The organism is Anaerococcus sp. C0059F3 (assembly GCF_056590475.1).
In genome coordinates, this window is record NZ_JBWPWE010000007.1 from 30,050 (window position 1) to 49,021 (window position 18,972).

At 37.1% G+C, this 18,972-nt stretch carries 16 protein-coding genes, 1 tRNA gene and 1 other annotated feature; of the genes, 12 read left to right on the forward strand and 5 right to left on the reverse strand.

The features are described 5' to 3' along the window. Nucleotide 1 precedes the first annotated feature (1 nt). The 10 genes from AC1EJ5_RS05745 to AC1EJ5_RS05790 all read left to right on the forward strand — a co-directional run bounded on the left by AC1EJ5_RS05745 (nt 2) and on the right by AC1EJ5_RS05790 (nt 8,790). The gene (locus AC1EJ5_RS05745; protein ID WP_479815114.1) at nt 2–901 is read left to right on the forward strand and encodes a YybS family protein; all 900 of its coding nucleotides are present in this window, start codon (nt 2–4) and stop codon (nt 899–901) included. Beyond that, nucleotides 891–2,900, forward strand: a complete 2,010-nt coding sequence (locus tag AC1EJ5_RS05750; RefSeq protein ID WP_223417652.1) for a DHH family phosphoesterase — start codon at nt 891–893, stop codon at nt 2,898–2,900. Before AC1EJ5_RS05745 ends, AC1EJ5_RS05750 begins: the two co-directional genes overlap by 11 nt. Then, a complete protein-coding gene (gene rplI / locus AC1EJ5_RS05755) occupies nt 2,878–3,327 on the forward strand; it encodes a 50S ribosomal protein L9 (protein ID WP_223417650.1) in 450 nt (149 codons plus the stop codon). Before AC1EJ5_RS05750 ends, rplI begins: the two co-directional genes overlap by 23 nt. Further along, the gene (gene dnaB, locus AC1EJ5_RS05760; RefSeq protein WP_223417648.1) at nt 3,327–4,658 is read left to right on the forward strand and encodes a replicative DNA helicase; all 1,332 of its coding nucleotides are present in this window, start codon (nt 3,327–3,329) and stop codon (nt 4,656–4,658) included. The genes rplI and dnaB overlap by 1 nt, the downstream gene beginning before the upstream one ends. Continuing rightward, entirely contained in the window at nt 4,651–5,205 is a 555-nt protein-coding gene (locus AC1EJ5_RS05765) for a GNAT family N-acetyltransferase (RefSeq protein ID WP_308748877.1), read from the forward strand. Before dnaB ends, AC1EJ5_RS05765 begins: the two co-directional genes overlap by 8 nt. Beyond that, the gene (locus AC1EJ5_RS05770) at nt 5,186–5,926 is read left to right on the forward strand and encodes a DnaD domain-containing protein (RefSeq protein ID WP_479815117.1); all 741 of its coding nucleotides are present in this window, start codon (nt 5,186–5,188) and stop codon (nt 5,924–5,926) included. Before AC1EJ5_RS05765 ends, AC1EJ5_RS05770 begins: the two co-directional genes overlap by 20 nt. A 1-nt stretch (nt 5,927) precedes the next feature. Then, a complete protein-coding gene (locus AC1EJ5_RS05775; protein WP_479815119.1) occupies nt 5,928–6,908 on the forward strand; it encodes an ATP-binding protein in 981 nt (326 codons plus the stop codon). After that, nucleotides 6,895–7,566, forward strand: a complete 672-nt coding sequence (locus AC1EJ5_RS05780) for an NAD(P)H-hydrate epimerase (protein ID WP_348937711.1) — start codon at nt 6,895–6,897, stop codon at nt 7,564–7,566. The genes AC1EJ5_RS05775 and AC1EJ5_RS05780 overlap by 14 nt, the downstream gene beginning before the upstream one ends. Before the next feature lie 61 nt (nt 7,567–7,627). Further along, nucleotides 7,628–8,515: a DUF4349 domain-containing protein gene (locus AC1EJ5_RS05785; protein WP_479815121.1), complete on the forward strand. Its 888-nt coding sequence runs from the start codon at nt 7,628–7,630 to the stop codon at nt 8,513–8,515. 199 nt (nt 8,516–8,714) lie between these two features. Further along, nucleotides 8,715–8,790, forward strand: a tRNA-Val gene (locus AC1EJ5_RS05790). 124 nt (nt 8,791–8,914) lie between these two features. Here the strand turns inward: AC1EJ5_RS05790 and AC1EJ5_RS05795 are convergent. Beyond that, nucleotides 8,915–10,795 (reverse strand): acyltransferase family protein, encoded by a 1,881-nt coding sequence (locus AC1EJ5_RS05795; RefSeq protein WP_479815123.1) that lies wholly within the window; start codon nt 10,793–10,795, stop codon nt 8,915–8,917. A 355-nt stretch (nt 10,796–11,150) separates the two neighbouring features. On the opposite strand from AC1EJ5_RS05795, the gene serS reads away from it, so the two are divergent. Continuing rightward, nucleotides 11,151–12,440: a serine--tRNA ligase gene (serS, locus tag AC1EJ5_RS05800; protein WP_223417637.1), complete on the forward strand. Its 1,290-nt coding sequence runs from the start codon at nt 11,151–11,153 to the stop codon at nt 12,438–12,440. Nucleotides 12,441–12,959: 519 nt separating this feature from the next. Here the strand turns inward: serS and AC1EJ5_RS05805 are convergent. The 4 genes from AC1EJ5_RS05805 to AC1EJ5_RS05820 form a co-directional block, all read right to left on the reverse strand. After that, nucleotides 12,960–14,114: a uroporphyrinogen decarboxylase/cobalamine-independent methonine synthase family protein gene (locus AC1EJ5_RS05805; protein ID WP_479815125.1), complete on the reverse strand. Its 1,155-nt coding sequence runs from the start codon at nt 14,112–14,114 to the stop codon at nt 12,960–12,962. A 98-nt stretch (nt 14,115–14,212) separates the two neighbouring features. After that, nucleotides 14,213–14,447 (reverse strand) — a binding site (T-box leader). A gap of 102 nt (nt 14,448–14,549) precedes the next feature. Further along, nucleotides 14,550–15,083: a 5-formyltetrahydrofolate cyclo-ligase gene (locus AC1EJ5_RS05810; protein WP_479815127.1), complete on the reverse strand. Its 534-nt coding sequence runs from the start codon at nt 15,081–15,083 to the stop codon at nt 14,550–14,552. Continuing rightward, a complete protein-coding gene (locus AC1EJ5_RS05815) occupies nt 15,073–16,050 on the reverse strand; it encodes a YihY/virulence factor BrkB family protein (protein WP_479815129.1) in 978 nt (325 codons plus the stop codon). The genes AC1EJ5_RS05810 and AC1EJ5_RS05815 overlap by 11 nt, the downstream gene beginning before the upstream one ends. Beyond that, nucleotides 16,031–17,950: an alpha/beta hydrolase family protein gene (locus AC1EJ5_RS05820; protein ID WP_479815131.1), complete on the reverse strand. Its 1,920-nt coding sequence runs from the start codon at nt 17,948–17,950 to the stop codon at nt 16,031–16,033. Before AC1EJ5_RS05820 ends, AC1EJ5_RS05815 begins: the two co-directional genes overlap by 20 nt. A 467-nt stretch (nt 17,951–18,417) precedes the next feature. On the opposite strand from AC1EJ5_RS05820, the gene hpf reads away from it, so the two are divergent. Continuing rightward, complete coding sequence (gene hpf, locus AC1EJ5_RS05825; protein ID WP_223417625.1) at nt 18,418–18,957, forward strand: ribosome hibernation-promoting factor, HPF/YfiA family; 540 nt, start codon at nt 18,418–18,420, stop codon at nt 18,955–18,957. Nucleotides 18,958–18,972: the final 15 nt, after the last annotated feature.

Genomic DNA, 18,972 nt, shown 5'->3' on the forward strand with positions numbered 1-18,972 from the left:
TATGACTTTAACAAAAAATACAAATAGGATTATGGAGCCTATTTTTGTCATAGCTTTGACTTTACTTTGCTTATTTTTTTCAGAAAAGAGCTTGGTATTTATTGGTATGGTTCCAATACTATTTACTATTTTTTACTTTAATGAAGGAATTTTAAGCTTTTTACTAGGAGCTTTTGGCACATATCTTTTAGGCCTGATTTTTGTAGACAAGGATGCTCTATCTATGAGCCTTATTGCCTTGCTACTTATTAGTCTAAGTCTAATAGTTCTTATTGGCCTTAAATTTACTGCCAGAGTCCAGATTATAGGAACCTTTGTCGTAACTAGCCTGATTTTTATTTTCTTGTATAAGTACCAGATGCTAGAAAAGGGACTTTCTATCGATAAATTAGCTATAAATTTAAAGGAAAATTTTGAAGATCTTTATGCTTATAGGTTAGATTTTGATATTTATAGGCTAACAACTAGCCTATATCCTGCAATTCTTGCATGGGTATCAATGTTTTATGCAATTTTATCGGTTAAGATTATTAGAAATTATTTGTCAATAAAAGATGAGGGTTTTACAGACGTAAAAAATCTAGATGAGTTAAGGATGAATCCAAAAGATTTGGTGATTTTGTTTATAATTGAAGTCGCTATTTACTTTTTAGGGAAATTTTTTGCCATCAAAGATCTTTACCTTTTGGGCAATTTAATCCTATTAGCTTTGATGTTTTTTGCCATAAATGGAGCGAGTCTTTTTGACTATATACTAAAAAATTCAAAGTTACCTTTAAGCAGGGGCTTTCAGTGGTTTTTTATGCTGATATTAATACAAGTTTTTATAATCCCTTTACTTATAATAGGGATTGCAGACATATTTATAGATTTTAGAGCAAGGAGGAAAAATGAAGAATGACGAAAAATTTATTAGCACTGCTAATATTGTTTTAATTATGGCCTTTCCCTTACTTGCTTCACTTGTAGTTTTCTACTACAATCCAACCTTGGGTGCTGTTGGTATTGCTATATCAATAATATTATTCTTATTTTTGAAAAGCATAAATACGACCAAGGCCAAGGAGCTTCAGAAGTATGTGGATGATGTTTCATATTCTTTTGACTCCATTACAAAAAATGTAGTTTTTGAAATGCCATTTCCTATAGCTATAGTTGAAGATGACAGGAAGATAAAGTGGCACAACTCATTTTTTAGGGAGCTTTTTCCCAATAGGACCCTAATCGGAGAAGAAATTGACCATCTTATTCCAGATTTATCAGAGATTGAATTTGATAATGAAGAGATAAGGACATCAAAAAATGTAAATATTTCCGATAAGGTAATACAGTTTTATTACTCAACTATTTTTGCTGATGACCATTCAAAGGGCCAGACCTTCTTGTATGGGATAGATAATACCTATGACGAATCAATCAAAAAACTATTCAAGGACAAGAGATTGGTATTTTATTCTGTCTTTATAGACAACTATGAAGATATTAGAAATTCATCCGCCTCTGATGTAAGACCACAAGTTTTAGGTGAAATCGACAGGGTGATAAATGAGTATTTCAAAAAATACAATTGCTTAATAAGAAAATACGAAAATGACAGATTTATGATCTTAAGTGAATACCAAGATTATAAAAATATCCACGAAGATAAGTTTTCTATCCTTGATAAGGTAAGGGATATTGATAAGGGAAATGCCCTTCCACCAACCCTATCCATAGGTGTTGGTATAGCTGGGGCAAACCCTTCTGAAATATATTCTGATTCAAGAGATGCGATTAACATTGCCCTTTCACGTGGAGGAGACCAAACTGTCATCAAACTTGAAGATAATTACGAATACTTTGGCGGCAAGACCAAGGCCATAGAAAAAACTTCTAAGGTAAGGTCTAGGGTAATTTCCCAAGCCCTAAAGAGAATGATGCAAACAAGCCCAGATATATATGTCATGGGCCACAACAACCCAGATATGGATTCCTTTGGATCTGCCCTAGGTATATACGAAGGCGCAAAATCAATGGGTAAACAAGCTTACATTATCCTAAATGAAGTGACCAAGCCTATTGAAAATATGTATGCTAGGGTTACTGAAGAATTAGAAGAATTAACTGATAATATCCTAACCGAAGAAGAGGCCCTTGCTAGAATTAGTCCACAGTCTTTGGTAATCGTCACAGATAACCACAGGAAAAATTCAACTGAAGGACCGGCCTTACTTGATAGGACGGATAATATCTTTATAATCGACCACCATAGGAGGGGCAAGGACTACATCAAAAAGGCCACCATCTCCTATATCGAGCCATACGCTTCGTCTGCATCAGAACTTGTGACAGAGATTTTATCCTATTTGGATGAAAACTTTAAGGCAAGAACTCCTGTTGCAGAATCGCTCTTGGCGGGTATAACAGTTGATACCAAAAATTTTGTCTACCAAACTGGAGTCAGGACTTTTGAAGCAGCCTCCGTCCTTAAGAGATGGGGAGCCGATTCAGTCTACATCAAGAGGATGTTTAAGGATGACTTTGAGATTGTAAAATATAAATCAGAGGTAATAGCAGATTCATTTATGGTCAATGATTTCATTGCCGTAGCCCATTTTAATAGGGAAATTGATGGATCAACCCTGATTGCAAGCCAGGCTGCAGATGACCTTTTAAATATAAAGGGAGTTCTCGCAAGCTTTGTCCTAACTAGGGCTAATAATAAAATTCATATCTCAGGTAGAAGCTTAGGCGATATATCGGTACAATTAATACTAGAGCGCATTGGAGGTGGCGGACACTTAACAGCCGCAGCCACCCAATTAGATATGAGCATGGAAAATGCCGAAAAAATGTTAAGAAAAGCTATTATTGAATATATAAGAGAGGAAGAAGAAAATGAAAGTAATACTAACAGATAATATTGTAAGAGTTGGAGTTAAGGGAGACCTTGTAGATGTAAAACCAGGATATTTTAGAAACTATCTTGATCCACAAGGACTTGCTGTAAAGGCAACAAAAGAAAACATGGAAGAACTAGAAAAAATGAGAGAAGAACTTAAGAAAGAAGAAGCTGAAAACAGAAAAGCAGCTGAAGCTCTTAAGGAAAAAATCGAAGCTCTTAGCGTAGAACAAAAGGTAAGAGTAGGCGAAGACGGCAAACTATTTGGTTCTGTAACAAACAAAGACATCGCTGAAGCTCTAGCAGGACAAGGTATCGAACTTGACAGAAAGAGAATCGAAGAAGTTGAAAAAATCGACGGAGTCGGTGAATTTGTAATCAACGCTAGACTATATGAAGGAGTTAACGCAGACCTTAAAGTTATCGTAGTTGCTGAGGTAGAATAATGACAGATGGCCTAAGGCCACTACCTTATGACTTCTTATCAGAACAGGCTATCATAGGTTGTATTTTAGCAAAAAATGAGACCTTTGATAGTGCAAATCAAATTATAAAACCTGTAGACTTTTATGACTCGAGAACACAGAGGATTTACAAGTCCATAGTAGGGATGTTTGAAAAAGACATCAAAGTAGACTATGTATCGCTTGTAAGCCAGCTATCGAGTGAAAATATATTACAAGAAGTTGGAGGGGAGGAGTTTATCACTGAGATTACCCTCTCCTCATTTTATACTCCAAATATTGAAACTTATTGTAAGACAGTCAAGGAAAAGTCGCTACTAAGGAGTCTGATAGGGGCTAGTGAGGATATAATCGATTCGTCATACAAGCAAACTGACGACGTTACTGACATCCTTGCGATCGCAGAAAATAGAATATTTGAAATATCCCAAGATAGCCACAACCAAGGCCTTGTAAGGGTCGCTGACACAATGGATGACACCCTAAGGCAGATAAACGAGCTAACCTTAGCAGATGGGAAAATCACTGGAGTTGCAACAGGCCTTGATGTAGTTGACAACAAGCTCTCAGGATTGCAAAACTCCCAGCTAATCCTTCTTGCAGCAAGACCTGCCATGGGTAAGACCGCCCTAGGACTGACTATGGCTTGGAATGCAGCGAAAAATGGCAAGTCAGTTGCTTTTTTCTCCCTTGAGATGTCAATTTACCAATTAAACCAAAGACTTTTGTCAATGGTTAGTTTGGTAAGCCTTGAATCTATCATAAATGGATCAATCAGAGATGACGATTGGACACTTTTGATAGATGCAACTAAAAAAATTGTCAAAACTGATCTTTATGTTGACGAAACACCAGGAATTAGATTATCAGAAATGAAGTCTAAATTAAAAAGGCTTAAGGCAGAAAAAGGCCTAGACCTAGTTGTAATCGACTATTTGCAGTTGATGCAGGCAGATGGCAGGCAGGAAAATAGGCAAAATGAAATTGCCTCTATTTCTAGAGGCCTAAAATCCCTATCAAAGGAATTAAATTGTCCGATTCTTTCCCTTGCCCAATTATCAAGAGAGGCTGACAAGAGGGCCGACCACAGGCCAATCCTTTCTGACCTTAGAGAGTCAGGTGCTATCGAGCAGGACGCAGACGTGGTTATGCTCTTATATAGGGAAGATTATTACGATGAAGAAGTCGAACCAAACCAGGCAAAGGTCATCTTTGCCAAGCACAGGAATGGTGCAACTGGTACTGTAGACTTATTTTTCAATAAACAATGCACAACCTTTACAGACCTATCCCTAAGGGATGAAAATGTCTAGGATATATTTAGATAAAATAGACGTCAAAGCCGCCTTTGAACTTCAAGACTGGGCTATTTTTGACGACCCAAAGCTTGTTGGCTATAACTATGGCAACCTCACAGATTTTGAAATCAAACTCTGGCAAGGGTCTATTTCCATGCCAAATAAAAAATATTTTGCAGTAAGAAGAGTCACTGACGATCGTTTTATAGGTTTTATTGGACTTAAAAATATCAATCCCCTCCTAAGAAGGGCCAAGCTGGGTATAGTTTTTGATCCTAATTTTGTATCGGCTGGCTATGGCTACGAAGCTGTGATGGCTATAATGAGGGTGTTTTTTGTGGAAATGTCCTATAGGACTTTGACTCTTGATGTCAATACTTTTAATGAAAGGGCGCTAAATCTATACAAAAAATGCGGTTTTAAAATTACTTCCTATACAAGGGAAGTTTTTGAAAACCAGGATGTAGAAGTCGATGGAGAAAATTTTGAACTTTCCCACGGCCTAGTTTATTCGAAAATTATTAATATGAAATTAAGTAAGGATGATTATAATGAACTTTGAAATGCAGGAATTAAAATTAGATATGGGTACAACTCCATTTGAAAATATGTTTTTAAATACCTATCTTCAGATGGCTGATGGTGATGCTATCAAGGTTTATCTACTAATCTATAAGGAAATTTACAATAACAAATTCGTAGATGAGGGAAAGATTAAACGTCAGCTAAATTTTGATGACCAACGATTTGAAGAGGCTGTTAAATTTTGGATAAATATGGGGATTTTTAGGGAAAAAAAGAATTCTGATGGGGGGACCTATATAGAAATTGTATCCCTAAGACAGATGTATTTTGGCGAAAGCGATGATACTCCATCAAATGAAATTAATTTCGATAAGGCCCAAAGAAAGTCAATGATGTTTGAAAATGTCGAAAGAATAATCGCTAGGAAATTAACTCCGGCAGATATTACAAGAATCCACGAAACCCTCGGTGAATATGACCAGGAACCAGAGCTTGTCACAGAAGCCTTTAGACAGGCTAAAGAATCTGGAAATGTGGATGTAAAATACGTCATGGGCTACCTTAAATCTTGGCGAGATATGGGCATAAATAGCCTAAATGAGCTCAGGATGAAGGAAGAAAGGGACAAGCTTAAAAAAGCGACTGGAGTCAGGACGTACAGGAGAAAATCTGATCCAGCAAAACCAAATGATGGTATGTCCATAGCCGAAAAAGCTAGACTAAAGAGACTTGAGAGATTAAACAAGACGGAGAAATAGTATGAAAGCCAATGAAAAAGCATCCCTAATCCTAGCTGAAAGACGCAGGATAAATAAGGTCTTGCAAGAAGAACGCATAGAAGAAATTTACAAAAAAATCCCTCAAATCAAGGCAATTGACCAGCTCATAAAGGAAACTGGTTTTAAAAGTTTAGAGCTTGCCACCCAGGATATGGACACAAGGCCAGCTGAGGAGAAAATAAAAACCCTAAAAAAAGAAAAGGATAAACTTCTTTTGGCCAATGGCTATGAGACAAATTACATGGACCTAAAATACCACCACGACCTTTGCAAGGACACTGGTTTTGTTGGTACAGAGCCATGTTCATGTAGGCTAAATTTAATTATTCAAGATAATTACGAAAAGTCAGGACTAAGGGCCGTCATAAACAGAGAAAATTTCTCAACTTTTAATTACAATTTATTTTCCAAAAATCCTTACATGGGCATATCTGTAAGTCCATACGAAAATATTGTGAAAATTGTTAGAGAAATAAAGGAATATATAAATAATTTTGATAGACAAAGCGGCAATATATACATTCAAGGAGAAGTCGGCAGGGGAAAGACCTTCCTTATAAATTCAATTGCTAAGGAACTTTTAGACAGGAATTATTCGGTTGTTTATATGACTTCAACCAAGCTTTTTAAGTTCCTAAATGACTACCATTGGGCCTTTGAGGATAGACGTGCTAACCTTGAAAGCCAGTATGAGATGATTTTTGATTGTGATTTGCTAATTATAGATGATCTTGGGGCCGAAACCCACAGGTCAACCGACCAATCAAACCTCTTTGATGTTGTAAATGAGAGGATGAACAAGGGTTTACCTATTATTCTATCTTCCAACCTAGATGAAGATTTGATAGGAGAAATCTACGGACCGAGGGTATTTTCCAGGATTTTGGGTAATAATTCTAAGACCTATGAAATATTTGGTGAAGATCTAAGATTAAAGGGGACAGATTATGATTTTAGTTGACAGAGTTCAAATGCAAGCTATCGACCGCTACGCCATAGAAGTCTTGAAAGTGCCAGCTTTAAGCCTTGTTGAAAGAGCTAGCATGGCTGTGCTTAAACATATAAATCTCAATAAATTTGGCTACTTTGGTGTGGTTGTAGGTGTTGGCAACAATGGTGCAGACGGCCTAGCACTCGCAAGAAATCTACTTGCCAGATACAAGGATGTGGAAATTTTTATTATAGGCGATGTCGAAAAGGCTAGCCCTGAATTTAAGCTAAACCTAGAATCCTGCGAGATGCTTTGCGAAGAAATTTATTATGTAGAATCAATCGAAGACTTGGAAAACATGGAAAAAAGACTTTCCAATGTCAACCTGATTGTTGATGCCATTTTCGGCACAGGACTAAATAGGCCAGTTACAGGCATCTACGCCACAGTAATTTCTATCATAAATAATGTTATGAAATATAAAATTTCAATAGATATTCCTTCAGGCCTTGATGCATCAACAGGCCAGGATTTGGGAGAAGTTGTGGATGCTGACCTCATTGTCACCATGCAGCTTATGAAAACAGGTCTCTATGAAAGAGAAGCCTACAAGAGAAAATGTGTGATAGAAGATATTGGTATCCCACAAAAGGCTATAGATTCAGTTTTATACGGGCTAGTTAATTAGGATTTCCCCTCCTTGCAATCGTTTGCCATGGTGATATAATAAAAGAAAAGAGGAGGGCCTTATGAAAAAGAAATTTTTATTAATTCTACTAAGCATCTTTGCCCTAGCTTCTTGTGGGGCTGGAAATCATGTCAAAGAAGAAGCTAAGGAAGCCCGTGACTATGCGAGCGATGGTCAAAATCAAGCCTCATCTGAAGCTGAATTGACCAAAGACGAGTCTGTGTCCGAAGGAGAAAGCCCAAACGAAATAGAAGATTCAGATTCTTATATAGAGAGATTTGTCTATTTAGACCTTGAAACAACAAACTATGATAAGGACTTTGAGGCTATCAAGAAATCTGCTAAAGACCTTGAGGGTCTAATAGAAAATGAATCCACATATTATAATTCTTATGATGGAAGTAGGGACCTAAAGACTACAGAATTTACCATAAAAATCCCAAGAGATAAGGTAGATAAATTCGACCAAGTCCTTGCTGGTATAGGCAAGACTATGAATATCAATAAAAATTCAAACAATTTAAGGACTGCCTTCAGAGATGTGGATAAGGAACTAGATATCAAGGAAAAACAGCTTGATAAATTCAACGAACTCCTTGATCAAACCACAAATATTGAAGACACCCTAGTCATCAATGCCAAAATTATTGAGACCCAGGGTGATATTGATGCCATAAAAAAAGCCAAGGCCGACCTAAAGGACAGGGTGACCTATGACACCTACAATATTTCCCTAAACCAAGTATATTCCTACGACCGAAGGGCAAATAATCCAGACCTAGGAGAAAGAATTAAGGAAGCTATGGGTGAATCTTTGGGCATATTAAAGGAATTTTTCTCCCAAATCATAGTAGGATTTTTCCTCTACTGGCCATTTATATTAATAATTTTAATAATTCTTTTTATCCTCTATAGGGTAAGGAAAAAATTCAAGAAAACAAGGGACTGATTTTGGTCCCTTTTTTGTGGTTTTTTTTGTAAAATGATTTATGATTTTGAGATAAACTTCGATGCCCATACCATATTGGTTTTATAAACATGGCAAGAGGTCTCTCGACTCCGCTCGAGACGAGGGGTGGAAAGTTTTCACAAATTAAATCCCTTCCATTTGACAATCTAATCTTTTCTTGATATGATTAGATAAACTTGGGGAGTTAGCTCAGCTGGAAGAGCGCCACGTTGACATCGTGGAGGTCGCTGGTTCAAGCCCAGTACTTCCCACCAACTTGCAGGCTATGCCTGCTTTTTCTTTTGCCAAAAATTTTCAAAAACAAAAGCCCCGGTTTTTTAAAAAGTAAAATTAAAAGTATTTTACTTTCAAAGTCCCAGGGCTTTTTAAATTTTATTTTTAATCGCTAACCTTATTTACATTCAAGATTTTTCTTACAACTAAGTCAGCGTAGGCTTGGCTACCTTCCACATTTGGGTGGGTCCTGTCGACTGCCAAGAGTTCTGGCCTATCTTTAACATAGGCACGCCAGTTAATTAGGTGGGCCTTTGGATTTTTGTCCACAAAATCTTTCATATCGGCATTGACCTTATCCATATAGGATTGGAGGTGAGAAGTATTTACAAAATATACATCCCTGCCTTCAGCAAGGTCCATAATTGTCTGCATGTCGTTGTGGTTGGCAGACCCATTTGATCCAAGGGATATTAGGATAATATCTCCGAGGCCGACGTTGTTTTTGATATTTGCGAGGACATTTGGTCCGTCAACCATATCCCTACCGACTACTCCGTCTAGGTAGAGGTTTGGAATGTATTTTCTTAGGTATTTATCAATATTGATAAGGACTGAATCGCCCACAGCTGTGATGTGGATGTCCTTTACATAGTTAAGCTCATTTTCTGTGAAAATGAAGTCGTCATAAGGTTTTTCCTTGAAATTCTTATTCTCTTTAGCCTTTTCAAGGTCTTTTTGATAGGAATCTTCCTTTTCTGATGAGCTAACTTCTTTATCTTTTTCGTCTTCCTTTTCTTTTTTATTTTCTGAAGCTTGTTTCTTCTTAACAGATTCGTTATTTTTCTTGATTTCTTCTTCGCTTTGCTCAAATCTCGCCTTAAGCTCGGCCATATCTTTTTCTTTTTGGTTGCCGATTGCAAGGGAAACAATGTTTAGGATTATAAGGCCTGCAAGAGGAATTAGGATTAGGTATTTATTAATCCTCTTCCTATCAAAAATGATGTGGCAAATCTCTCCTACAAATATTATCCAAGCAAATTGTAGACCATAGTATAAAAATTTGTTTTCTAATAAATTTATCAAGAAATATGAGAAAAACACTTGGACTACATATTGGAGTATGTAGAGGTAGAAACTTCTCCTGCCAAGGTATTCCAAAATCCCTCCCAAAATATTTTGAGAAAACTTTGCCCCATATTCGATTTCATACCTGTAAAGGATGAGGACCATAAGGGCAAAGGCCAATGTATAAACTAGAAAAAATGACTTATAAATCCAAATATCCTCACCATTTATAAAAAACATTGGTACAAAAAGGCAGAGGCTCAAAAGCCCAATCGAAATTCTGAGGCTTTTTTGGCTTACTTCTAGTCTATCCTTGTATTTTAAAAATAGGAGGTAGAAGGCCATGCCTAGGAAAAAGGCGTAAATCCTAGTATCTGTACCATAATAAATCCTAATTATTGGACTATTGTTGATGGCAAAATATAAGGAAAGTCCAAAACTAATTAGACTTAAAATTATAAGTCCCCATATTCTGGCGGAAATATTTCTGATTTTCCCTCCAAGGTATTTCACAAGGTAAAAAATTACTATAAATTGGATGTAGAGGGATATGTACCAGAGGTGGACAAAGAGGTTGAAATTACCATTCCTATCAAAATACGAAGCGCCAGCAATAATTTGCCTGATATTTTCAAAGCCAAAAATCACCGCTAGGCTCGACCTCGCTGAGTCGTCAAAGATTTCCCTGGCAAATATCAAAGCCACAACAAGGCTTATAAAGGCTATAAAAATAATAGGTGGCAGGATCTTCTTTGCCTTTCTTTTCAGGCTTTCTAATATATCTTGAAGTGTTAGGTCCCTATTAAAGTTCGCTTTTTCCATCAAAAATCCGGACATAACTAAAAATCCTATTACGGCTAAAAAACCACCCGGCAAAGCGTGGCCAAAAAGGTGGTAGGTAGACACAGTCAAGAGGCAAAAACCCCTGAGGATATTTAGGTAGCGGAAATTCACTTTTCTTTTAGTTAATCTTTTCACATTCTTCTCCATAACATAACCATTATACTCTTATTAAGTTGATTTAAAATAATTTTATCCCAAGAATATGGGTTAAAAATGTTTGGCTTGTTAAATTCAGATAAAGATATTTGCATTTTTTTTCGAAATGCTGTATATTAGTACTAATGAAATATTGCGATGAAAAGAAGTAGTAGCTATGAAAGGCACCTAGAGAGGGAATGGTTGGTGGAAATTCTCTGTCGGCAGTAGTGAATCCGTCTTCGAGCAAATACGAAATTAAGGCAAGCCCTGCTTGCGTAATTTGGGTGGCACCACGAGACCTTCGTCCCAATTTGGGGGAGGCTTTTTTTATGCATATTTTTAAGGAGAAAACATGATTGATATTAAATTACTAAGAGAAAACCCAGACTTTGTTAAGGAAAATATTAAGAAAAAATTCCAAGATGAAAAACTTGTCCTAGTTGACGAAGTATTAGAACTTGACGAAAAACTCCGTCAATATAAGACCGACGGCGACAAGCTAAGAAGCGAAAGAAACAAGACTTCTAAGGAAATCGGCGCTCTTATGGGTCAAGGCAAAAAAGACGAAGCCGAAGCCGCTAAGGCTCATGTAGTTGAAATCAACGACGAACTTGTCCACATCGAAGAAGAAACTGCGAGACTAAACGAAGAAGTCAAAAAAAGGATGCAAGTCATCCCACAAATCATAGACGAAACAGTACCTCTAGGCAAGGACGACACTGAAAACGTCGAAATTGAGAGATTTGGAGAGCCTCTTGTTCCTGACTTTGAAGTGCCTTACCACATAGACATCATGGAAAGTTTTGACGGAATCGACCTTGATTCATCAAGAAATACCTCAGGTGCAGGTTTCTATTACTTAAAAGGCGATATAGCAAGACTCCACTCAGCAATCCTTTCTTATGCGAGAGACTTTATGATTGATAAGGGCTACACCTATTTTGTCCCACCATTTATGATTAGATCTGATGTAGTAACTGGCGTTATGTCTTTTGCTGAAATGCAAGATATGATGTATAAAATCGAAGGCGAAGACCTCTACCTAATCGGTACATCTGAGCACTCAATGATTGGTAAATTCATCAACACTATCAACGAAGAAGACAAGATGCCACTAAAGATGACCTCATATTCTCCATGCTTTAGAAAAGAAGTAGGAGCACACGGCATCGAGGAACGTGGGGTTTACCGTATCCACCAATTCGAAAAACAAGAAATGGTAATCATCTGCAAACCAGAAGATTCAAAGAAATTCTATGACGAACTATGGCAAAATACAGTAGAATTCTTTAGAAGTCTAGAAATCCCAGTAAGAACACTCGAATGCTGTTCAGGAGACCTAGCAGACCTTAAGGTAAAATCTTGCGACGTAGAAGCATGGAGCCCACGCCAAGGCAAATACTTTGAAGTAGGATCATGCTCAAACCTTGGCGACGCCCAAGCAAGAAGACTTGGCATCAGACTAAGGGGAGAAGACGGCAACTACTTTGCCCACACCCTAAACAACACAGTAGTAGCCCCACCAAGAATGCTAATAGCCTTCCTAGAAAACCTACTCCAAGCCGACGGATCAGTTAAAATCCCAGCCCCACTACAAATGTACATGGGCGGCAAAGAAAAAATCGTACCAACAGTTAAATAAACTTTTGCAATAGAAAGCACCCCTAGCCCGGGTGCTTTTGAATATTAAAAAATGTTAAATTACTTTATTAAAAGTATGAAAAACCCCACAGCGCCCTCTCGACGACGCCAAAGGCGGAGGAGAGATCTCACAAAGTCGGGACACCTATATACCTTGAAACAAAGCCCAAACCCACCCCCTCGTTTCTGAAGCCCTATCCCCGTTTTTGAAAAAAACGGATGGGAGGACAAAATTGCCCAGCGGCAGAGAGCGTGCAGAGGCAGACTAAGTGAGTGAAACGAACGAATGTAGAAACCTCTGGACCAAAATCAGGACTGTCTCTGGTTGGGATTTGGTTTGTAAAATGATTCTTCCGTTTAAGATAGATTTGATACCTTGACCATATTGGTTTTATAAAAATGGCAAGAGATATCTGTCTCCTCGAGCCGACGGGCTTGCACTTCGGTCGAGACAAGGGTGGAAAACCAAAAGCACCCCGGCTAGGGTGCTTTTTCTATATACTAGGAGAGATTTATTTTTTTATTTATTCCAGAATTTCTCTGCGATTTCTTGACCTTGCTTAATCTTTGCCCATTGCTGGTCTTGGCTTAGTTCGTTGCCATTATCGCATGAGGCAAAGCCGCATTGGTGGGAGAGGTAGAGTCTGTCTTTGTCTATAATTTGGCTTGCTTGATCTAATAATTCTAGGGCTCTTTTCTCATCATCTAGGTCTGGTGTTTTTGATGATAAGAAGCCTAGGACGATTTCTGCGTCCTTGTTTTTCTTAAAGGCTTTTAATGAATTTAGAGATCCTGCTCTTTCGTCATCCCATTCTAGGTAGAATCTATCGTAATGTTGTTTTTCTAGGAAAAGATCAGCGATTGAGTCGTAGGTGCCTGCTCCAAAGTGACGGGAGGCGTAGTTGCCTCTGCAGTTGTGGGTGTAGACTTTTAGTCCTAGGTCATGACCATAGTCGATGACTTCGTTGTTGATGGCTATATATTTTTCAGCTAGGGCAAGGTTTTTATTATCCCTGGCTTGGCCATCGAATTGGCTGCTATCACCTTCGTCTGCAAATTGTTCCCATAGGCAATCGTCAAATTGGACTATTTCACCGCCAGCATTTTTAAAATCGTCTAAAAATTCATTATATGAACGGATTAGGTCTTTTTCAAAATCGGCTTCGTTTTTGTAATAAGAATCTTCTAGGAAACCAAAACTAATGATTTCACCAAAAATATGGGATGGGGAAGGGATGCATTGTTTGACGGCTGCCCTGCCATTTACAAGTTTTTTAAGTCTCTTAAAATGGTCTATAAATGGGTGGTTCTTGCCTGAAAGTCTGTCCACAAGCCTTAGTCCTATATCACGTCTGGTCTCAAATTTGCCACAACAATCTTTATCTTCAAATAAATATCCGCTTTCTCTGATATATCTTTCTACCCCTGCTAGTCCCCAAACAAAGTCGAGGTGCCAGAGGGATTTTGAATATTCTCCGTCTGTGATTTCTGTAAGACCGGCTGCAATTTGCCTTTCTACTACATCTGCTACTGCCTTATCTTCGCATTCTTTGTAGCCAGCAAAGTCGTCGTAAAATGGATAGACAATATCGTCTCTTTTTTCTATTTCTCTTTTGTATTTTAATAATTCTTCGTTTCTAAGTAATGATCCAACTGTTAAAAATCTTTCTGTCATTTTTATACCTCTTATATTTTTCTAATTTTTTCAACATTCTAACATTAGGCGCCTTAGAAAATATTCTATGTAGTAAAGTATAAAAAAAGCCCCGTCCCATAAAGGACGAGGCTTTGCCACGTGTTACCACCTTAATTTCAAATTAATTTCACAATTAATAACTCATCGGGTACCAACATACCCTATCGCTGTAACGGGCGATCCCGTCTTATCTTAAATATCGGATAAGAAACTCAAAGGCCATTTTCAATTTAATCTCACTAGGCTACTCTCACCAAACATAGCTTCTCTGGGTAGGTTGATTAAATCTACTTTTCTTCTCATAGTTTATTTTCTATAGCCTGATTATACACAGGAAAATTTTCCATGTCAAATAATTTTTAATAATTATTCGTAAATTCATGCATAAATGGCTATAAAATAAGCTTTTAAAACCTAAAATATTTTATCTTCTGTGATGATACAGTCCATTTTTATATCCCAAGGATCGGCAGGAATTTTAATTGACCTAAAATCTGAAATCATAAGACCGATTTTTGTGGTTTCATTTTCTCCTAAGAATTTATCATAAAATCCACCACCATATCCCAGCCTATTTTTCTCATCATCAAAAGTGAGTCCTGGGCAGATGGTAAGGTCTGGATTTTTTATAAATTCAAGGCTTTTAGATGTTGGAATATCAAAGGCTCCAGCCTCTAGGTCTGATAGGTCATCTAATTTTGCCGCAAACATTTTATGGTTTTGTATTTTTGGCACATAGATTTTTTTCCCACTAGCTATGGCTTTTTTTATAAAATCCTTAGTGTCAACTTCCTTATTTTTTGAAACATAGACAAAGATACTTTGGGAATTTTTGTAAAAATCACTTGCTAGTAAGTTTTCTATGATTTTTTCTGACTTTTCTTTGATTAGAGATTGGTCCATTTCTCGTCTGAGATTTAGGAAAAATCTCCTAAATTCACTTTTCATTTATTTTTCCTTTTATTTTTGAAACGATTTTATTCATAGGATTTTTGCCATCGTTATCAGGCTTAATATCCTTGTCAAAATATTCATCCCTATAGCCTTCTCTAAAGGCGGCTATGACTTCAGCTCCTATTATTAGTAGGGATGAGACTATCAAAAGCCAGATGAAAAGTGCAAGGATACCGGCAAGGGCGCCGTAAATTAGGGATTTGTTTGAGAAGTTGTTTATAAAATATGAATAAACAAAACTTGTCACATAGATGGTAAAGGTTGTGAAAATCCCACCTGTGAGGGCCTGTTTGAAAGGAATCCTATTTGCCGAATTGCCTGGGGCATACTTATAAAAGATGCCCAGGGCTGCTGACATTATAAGAAGCGGTATGGCTGTAGTTAGGATGGTAAAGATTGGAGAAGATATGAAGTCGACGATGTATTCCAAATTTTTCCCCAAAAATTTCCCTGTTATATCAAGGATTTTGCTATCTAGGATTTTTAGGATGGTCGGTCCATAAATCTGAAAAATTAGCAAAAACATGATAAAAACTATAAAGATAATGGTGTAGACGATACTCATCAATCTTTGCTTGATGGCCTTAGATTGGTGACCTAGGCCGTAGGCGTGGTTTATAGCTGCGATTAGCTTATCTACACCACTTGTCGCAGACCAGAGGGCAAAGAGGATTGTGACTGTTGTGACAGTTGCAGATTGGCTCGAGGCAAACATGATGTCTAGGGCCTTGATTATTAAATTTGCAGTTGTCTTTGGCACTAGGTTTAAAAACTCATAAATAATGGTTTCATTGCCTTTTAGAACTCTTGATACTACAGACACCAGGACCATCATTAAAGGGATTGAGGCCTGGAGAAAGTAGAAAGATAGGGCAGATGAATAGGTCATTATGTCCTGGGTTTTTAGCCTATTTATGAAATTTTTTAGAAAATCCTTAAATTTATGCTTCTTTATTTTCATTTTTTAGATATTTATCAAACCAATTTTTGATCTCGGTTAGCCTTTTTATCCTAGCTTTTGGCTTGCCCGATCTTGATAGTTCGTGGTTTTCTCCATGGAATATTACCAATCTTGTGTCAACTCCATTTAGTTTTAGCTTGTTATACATTTGGATACCCTGTTCTAGTGGGCAGCGGTAGTCGCAGTCTGCGTGAATGAAGAGAGTAGGAGTTGAAGCTTTATCGGCATGTTTAATTGGGGATTGTTCCCACATTTTATCTAGGCTCTCCCAAGGATCTGCCGCAGTTTGGTCTGTTGCAAAGTAGTAGCCAATGTCAGATACACCGTAAAAACTTGTCCAATTTGAAATTGACCTTTGGCTTACAGCTGCCTTAAATCTGTCAGTGTGGCCGATTGTCCAATTTGTCATAAAACCACCGTAGGATCCGCCATAGACTCCCATCTTGTCGGCATCAATTTGTGGATATTTTTTGATAGCTTCGTCTACAAAATTCATCAAATCATCAAAGTCAATCTCCCCATAGGAGCCCCTGATGTCAGAATATTTCACACCTCTTCCGCTTGATCCGTGTGGATTTGTATAAATAATTATATAACCATCTGATGCAAGCATTTGGTGTTCGTGGTGGAAAATATCAGAAAGTTCTGTTTTTGGGCCACCATGAACAGAAAGGATTGTTGGGTATTTTTTATCCGGGTCGAAATCTTTTGGTAAGAGAACATAGCCTCTCAAATCATCTCCATTTGAATGGAAATTAAATTCCTCAATTGGAAGGACCTTTTCGATTTTGTTTGTAATTAGGCTTTGGTTTTGGGATTTGATTTTAAGTTCAGCAAGATGATCTGGACCCATTTCTAGGTAATAGATGTCTTTATCAGTAACGAAGAAGTCTTCTATGCAGCCATCAAGTTCGAGTTTTAATTCACCGTCAAGGTTTATTGAATAAAGCTTGGATTCTTCAAATTCTGTCACTATAAAATATAGCCTCTTATCGTGGACTTGGAAGGTCCTGTTTCCTTCAGCCCTAGCATCTGTACCGATTGAATTACCAAAGGACTTGTCAAAAATAGAGTCATTTACCATATTTAGATTGCCATCAAAGTCAACTTGGTAAATGAAAGCATCCTCGTTGATTCCGCCTTTTTTCATGTCTGTGCCAACAAAAATTAGCCTATCTTCGATGAAATTTAAGGTGTAGATTGAATAAGCTTTTTCAAGAAGGACTTTTTCTTCGCCTGTCTTTATGTCTTTTAGAATTATAGATTCTAGAAATTCCATAACACCATTTGAGTCAGAATGGCCCTTTACATAGGCAATTTTATCTAGATTTTCGTTAATATCTAGGCCATGGACTTCATTATCCTTGTCTGATTTTAGGATTTCTGTAAGTTTGTCTTCTTTTAGGTTGTAAAGGTAAAAATATAGGACTTCTTCCTTGAGGTAGCCAGCACCATTTAGCCAAAAAGGAAGGGTTGTGATTTCTTCATAGGCCTCATTTTCTTTTTCGTTCTTTTTCTCTTCTTCGGTTTTCTTTAGACTTGCTGAGATTAGGTAAATATCGTCTTTTAGGTATTTGATAGATTTAATGTCCTTATCAAGTTTAAAGGCTAAATCACCTAGGCCGTGGCCGTTATTTTTATAAAAATAATCAAAAGAATCGTCAGAGTCATACTTATAAATCAAGTTAGATTCACCGTCAAAGGTATAAAGGCTGGCTGTTTTTTTGTCTGTAATCCTATAAGATTTGCCGAGATTTTTTTGGTAAATATAAAGGTCTGTGTCGTATTTATTGTCTTTTAGATTTGCCTGGGTCTTTTTGTAGGCAATTTTATTGTCATCTTTAGAAACTAATATTCCGGATAGAAATTCATAGTTAAATAAGTCGTTGATTTTAGTCATATTTTCTCCTTATATATTAATAATATCACTATACCCTTTTGAGCTGAGGGATAAACTTGAATAAATCTGTAAATAGTCATATAATATAGGTAAGAGAAGCCACCTCTTATCCATCAAAAAAGCCGCAAAGCGCAAACTTTGTGATACAAAACAACAAGTATTTCCCATCGGGACATTGAAAAAGAGGAGCGGCCAGGCTCCTCTTTTTTCATTAGTCCTTGTTTCTTTTTTCTTTCCATAATTCGAAAAGAATATTAGATAACAAGGGTAATACAAAACTTGATACAATTATAAAAATTATATCTAACAAGTTTTTCCCCATGGGACATCACCCCCTTTCTTTTGTGGGGATAATTTTATTATATCATAAAGAGAAATTTTTTATTAATTAAGATTAGGGAAAAGGTTTTTGGGTATATAAATAATATAAAAGTTAGCAGCCTGCTAACTAAATATAGGAGGGAATTATGAAACTAAATATCAAAGCTAAAAATTTCACATTGACAGATGACATTGTAAGAGAATCTGAAAAGAAATTTGATAGGTTAGATAAGTATTTCCATGATGAAGAAAGTATGGATCTTAAGTTTGCTAAGGAGGGCATAGGCTACGAGCTTGAAGCTACTATGTTTTTAGATGGTGGCACAATCTTGAGGGCTGAAGCCTACGAGGAAACTTATGAGAATGCTATCGACAGGGTTATTGATGCTCTTGTTAGACAAATTAGAAAGCATAAGACCAGACTCCAAAGAGACAGACAAACTGGCGATAGTATCAAGTTTGAAGCCTTCGATTCTGAAGCAAAAGCTGATGAAAAAGAAGAAGAAATCAAGATAGCCAGGGAAAAAACTATTCCGGTTAAACCTATGAGTGCAGAAGAGGCTATCCTACAAATGGAATTATTAAACCACAACTTCTTTGTATTCCAAGACGCAGAAGATATGGAAGTTAGGGTTGTATATAAGAGGAAAAAAGGCGACTACGGCCTAATTGTTCCAACCAGATAAAATTAACATACGACA

Coding starts and splice junctions, on each gene's coding strand:
- AC1EJ5_RS05745 (WP_479815114.1), top strand. CDS start 2: ATGACTTTAACAAAAAATACAAATAGGATTATGGAGCCTATTTTTGTC.
- AC1EJ5_RS05750 (WP_223417652.1), top strand. CDS start 891: ATGAAGAATGACGAAAAATTTATTAGCACTGCTAATATTGTTTTAATT.
- rplI (WP_223417650.1), top strand. CDS start 2,878: ATGAAAGTAATACTAACAGATAATATTGTAAGAGTTGGAGTTAAGGGA.
- dnaB (WP_223417648.1), top strand. CDS start 3,327: ATGACAGATGGCCTAAGGCCACTACCTTATGACTTCTTATCAGAACAG.
- AC1EJ5_RS05765 (WP_308748877.1), top strand. CDS start 4,651: ATGTCTAGGATATATTTAGATAAAATAGACGTCAAAGCCGCCTTTGAA.
- AC1EJ5_RS05770 (WP_479815117.1), top strand. CDS start 5,186: ATGATTATAATGAACTTTGAAATGCAGGAATTAAAATTAGATATGGGT.
- AC1EJ5_RS05775 (WP_479815119.1), top strand. CDS start 5,928: ATGAAAGCCAATGAAAAAGCATCCCTAATCCTAGCTGAAAGACGCAGG.
- AC1EJ5_RS05780 (WP_348937711.1), top strand. CDS start 6,895: ATGATTTTAGTTGACAGAGTTCAAATGCAAGCTATCGACCGCTACGCC.
- AC1EJ5_RS05785 (WP_479815121.1), top strand. CDS start 7,628: ATGAAAAAGAAATTTTTATTAATTCTACTAAGCATCTTTGCCCTAGCT.
- serS (WP_223417637.1), top strand. CDS start 11,151: ATGATTGATATTAAATTACTAAGAGAAAACCCAGACTTTGTTAAGGAA.
- AC1EJ5_RS05805 (WP_479815125.1), bottom strand. CDS start 14,114: ATGACAGAAAGATTTTTAACAGTTGGATCATTACTTAGAAACGAAGAA.
- AC1EJ5_RS05810 (WP_479815127.1), bottom strand. CDS start 15,083: ATGAAAAGTGAATTTAGGAGATTTTTCCTAAATCTCAGACGAGAAATG.
- AC1EJ5_RS05815 (WP_479815129.1), bottom strand. CDS start 16,050: ATGAAAATAAAGAAGCATAAATTTAAGGATTTTCTAAAAAATTTCATA.
- AC1EJ5_RS05820 (WP_479815131.1), bottom strand. CDS start 17,950: ATGACTAAAATCAACGACTTATTTAACTATGAATTTCTATCCGGAATA.
- hpf (WP_223417625.1), top strand. CDS start 18,418: ATGAAACTAAATATCAAAGCTAAAAATTTCACATTGACAGATGACATT.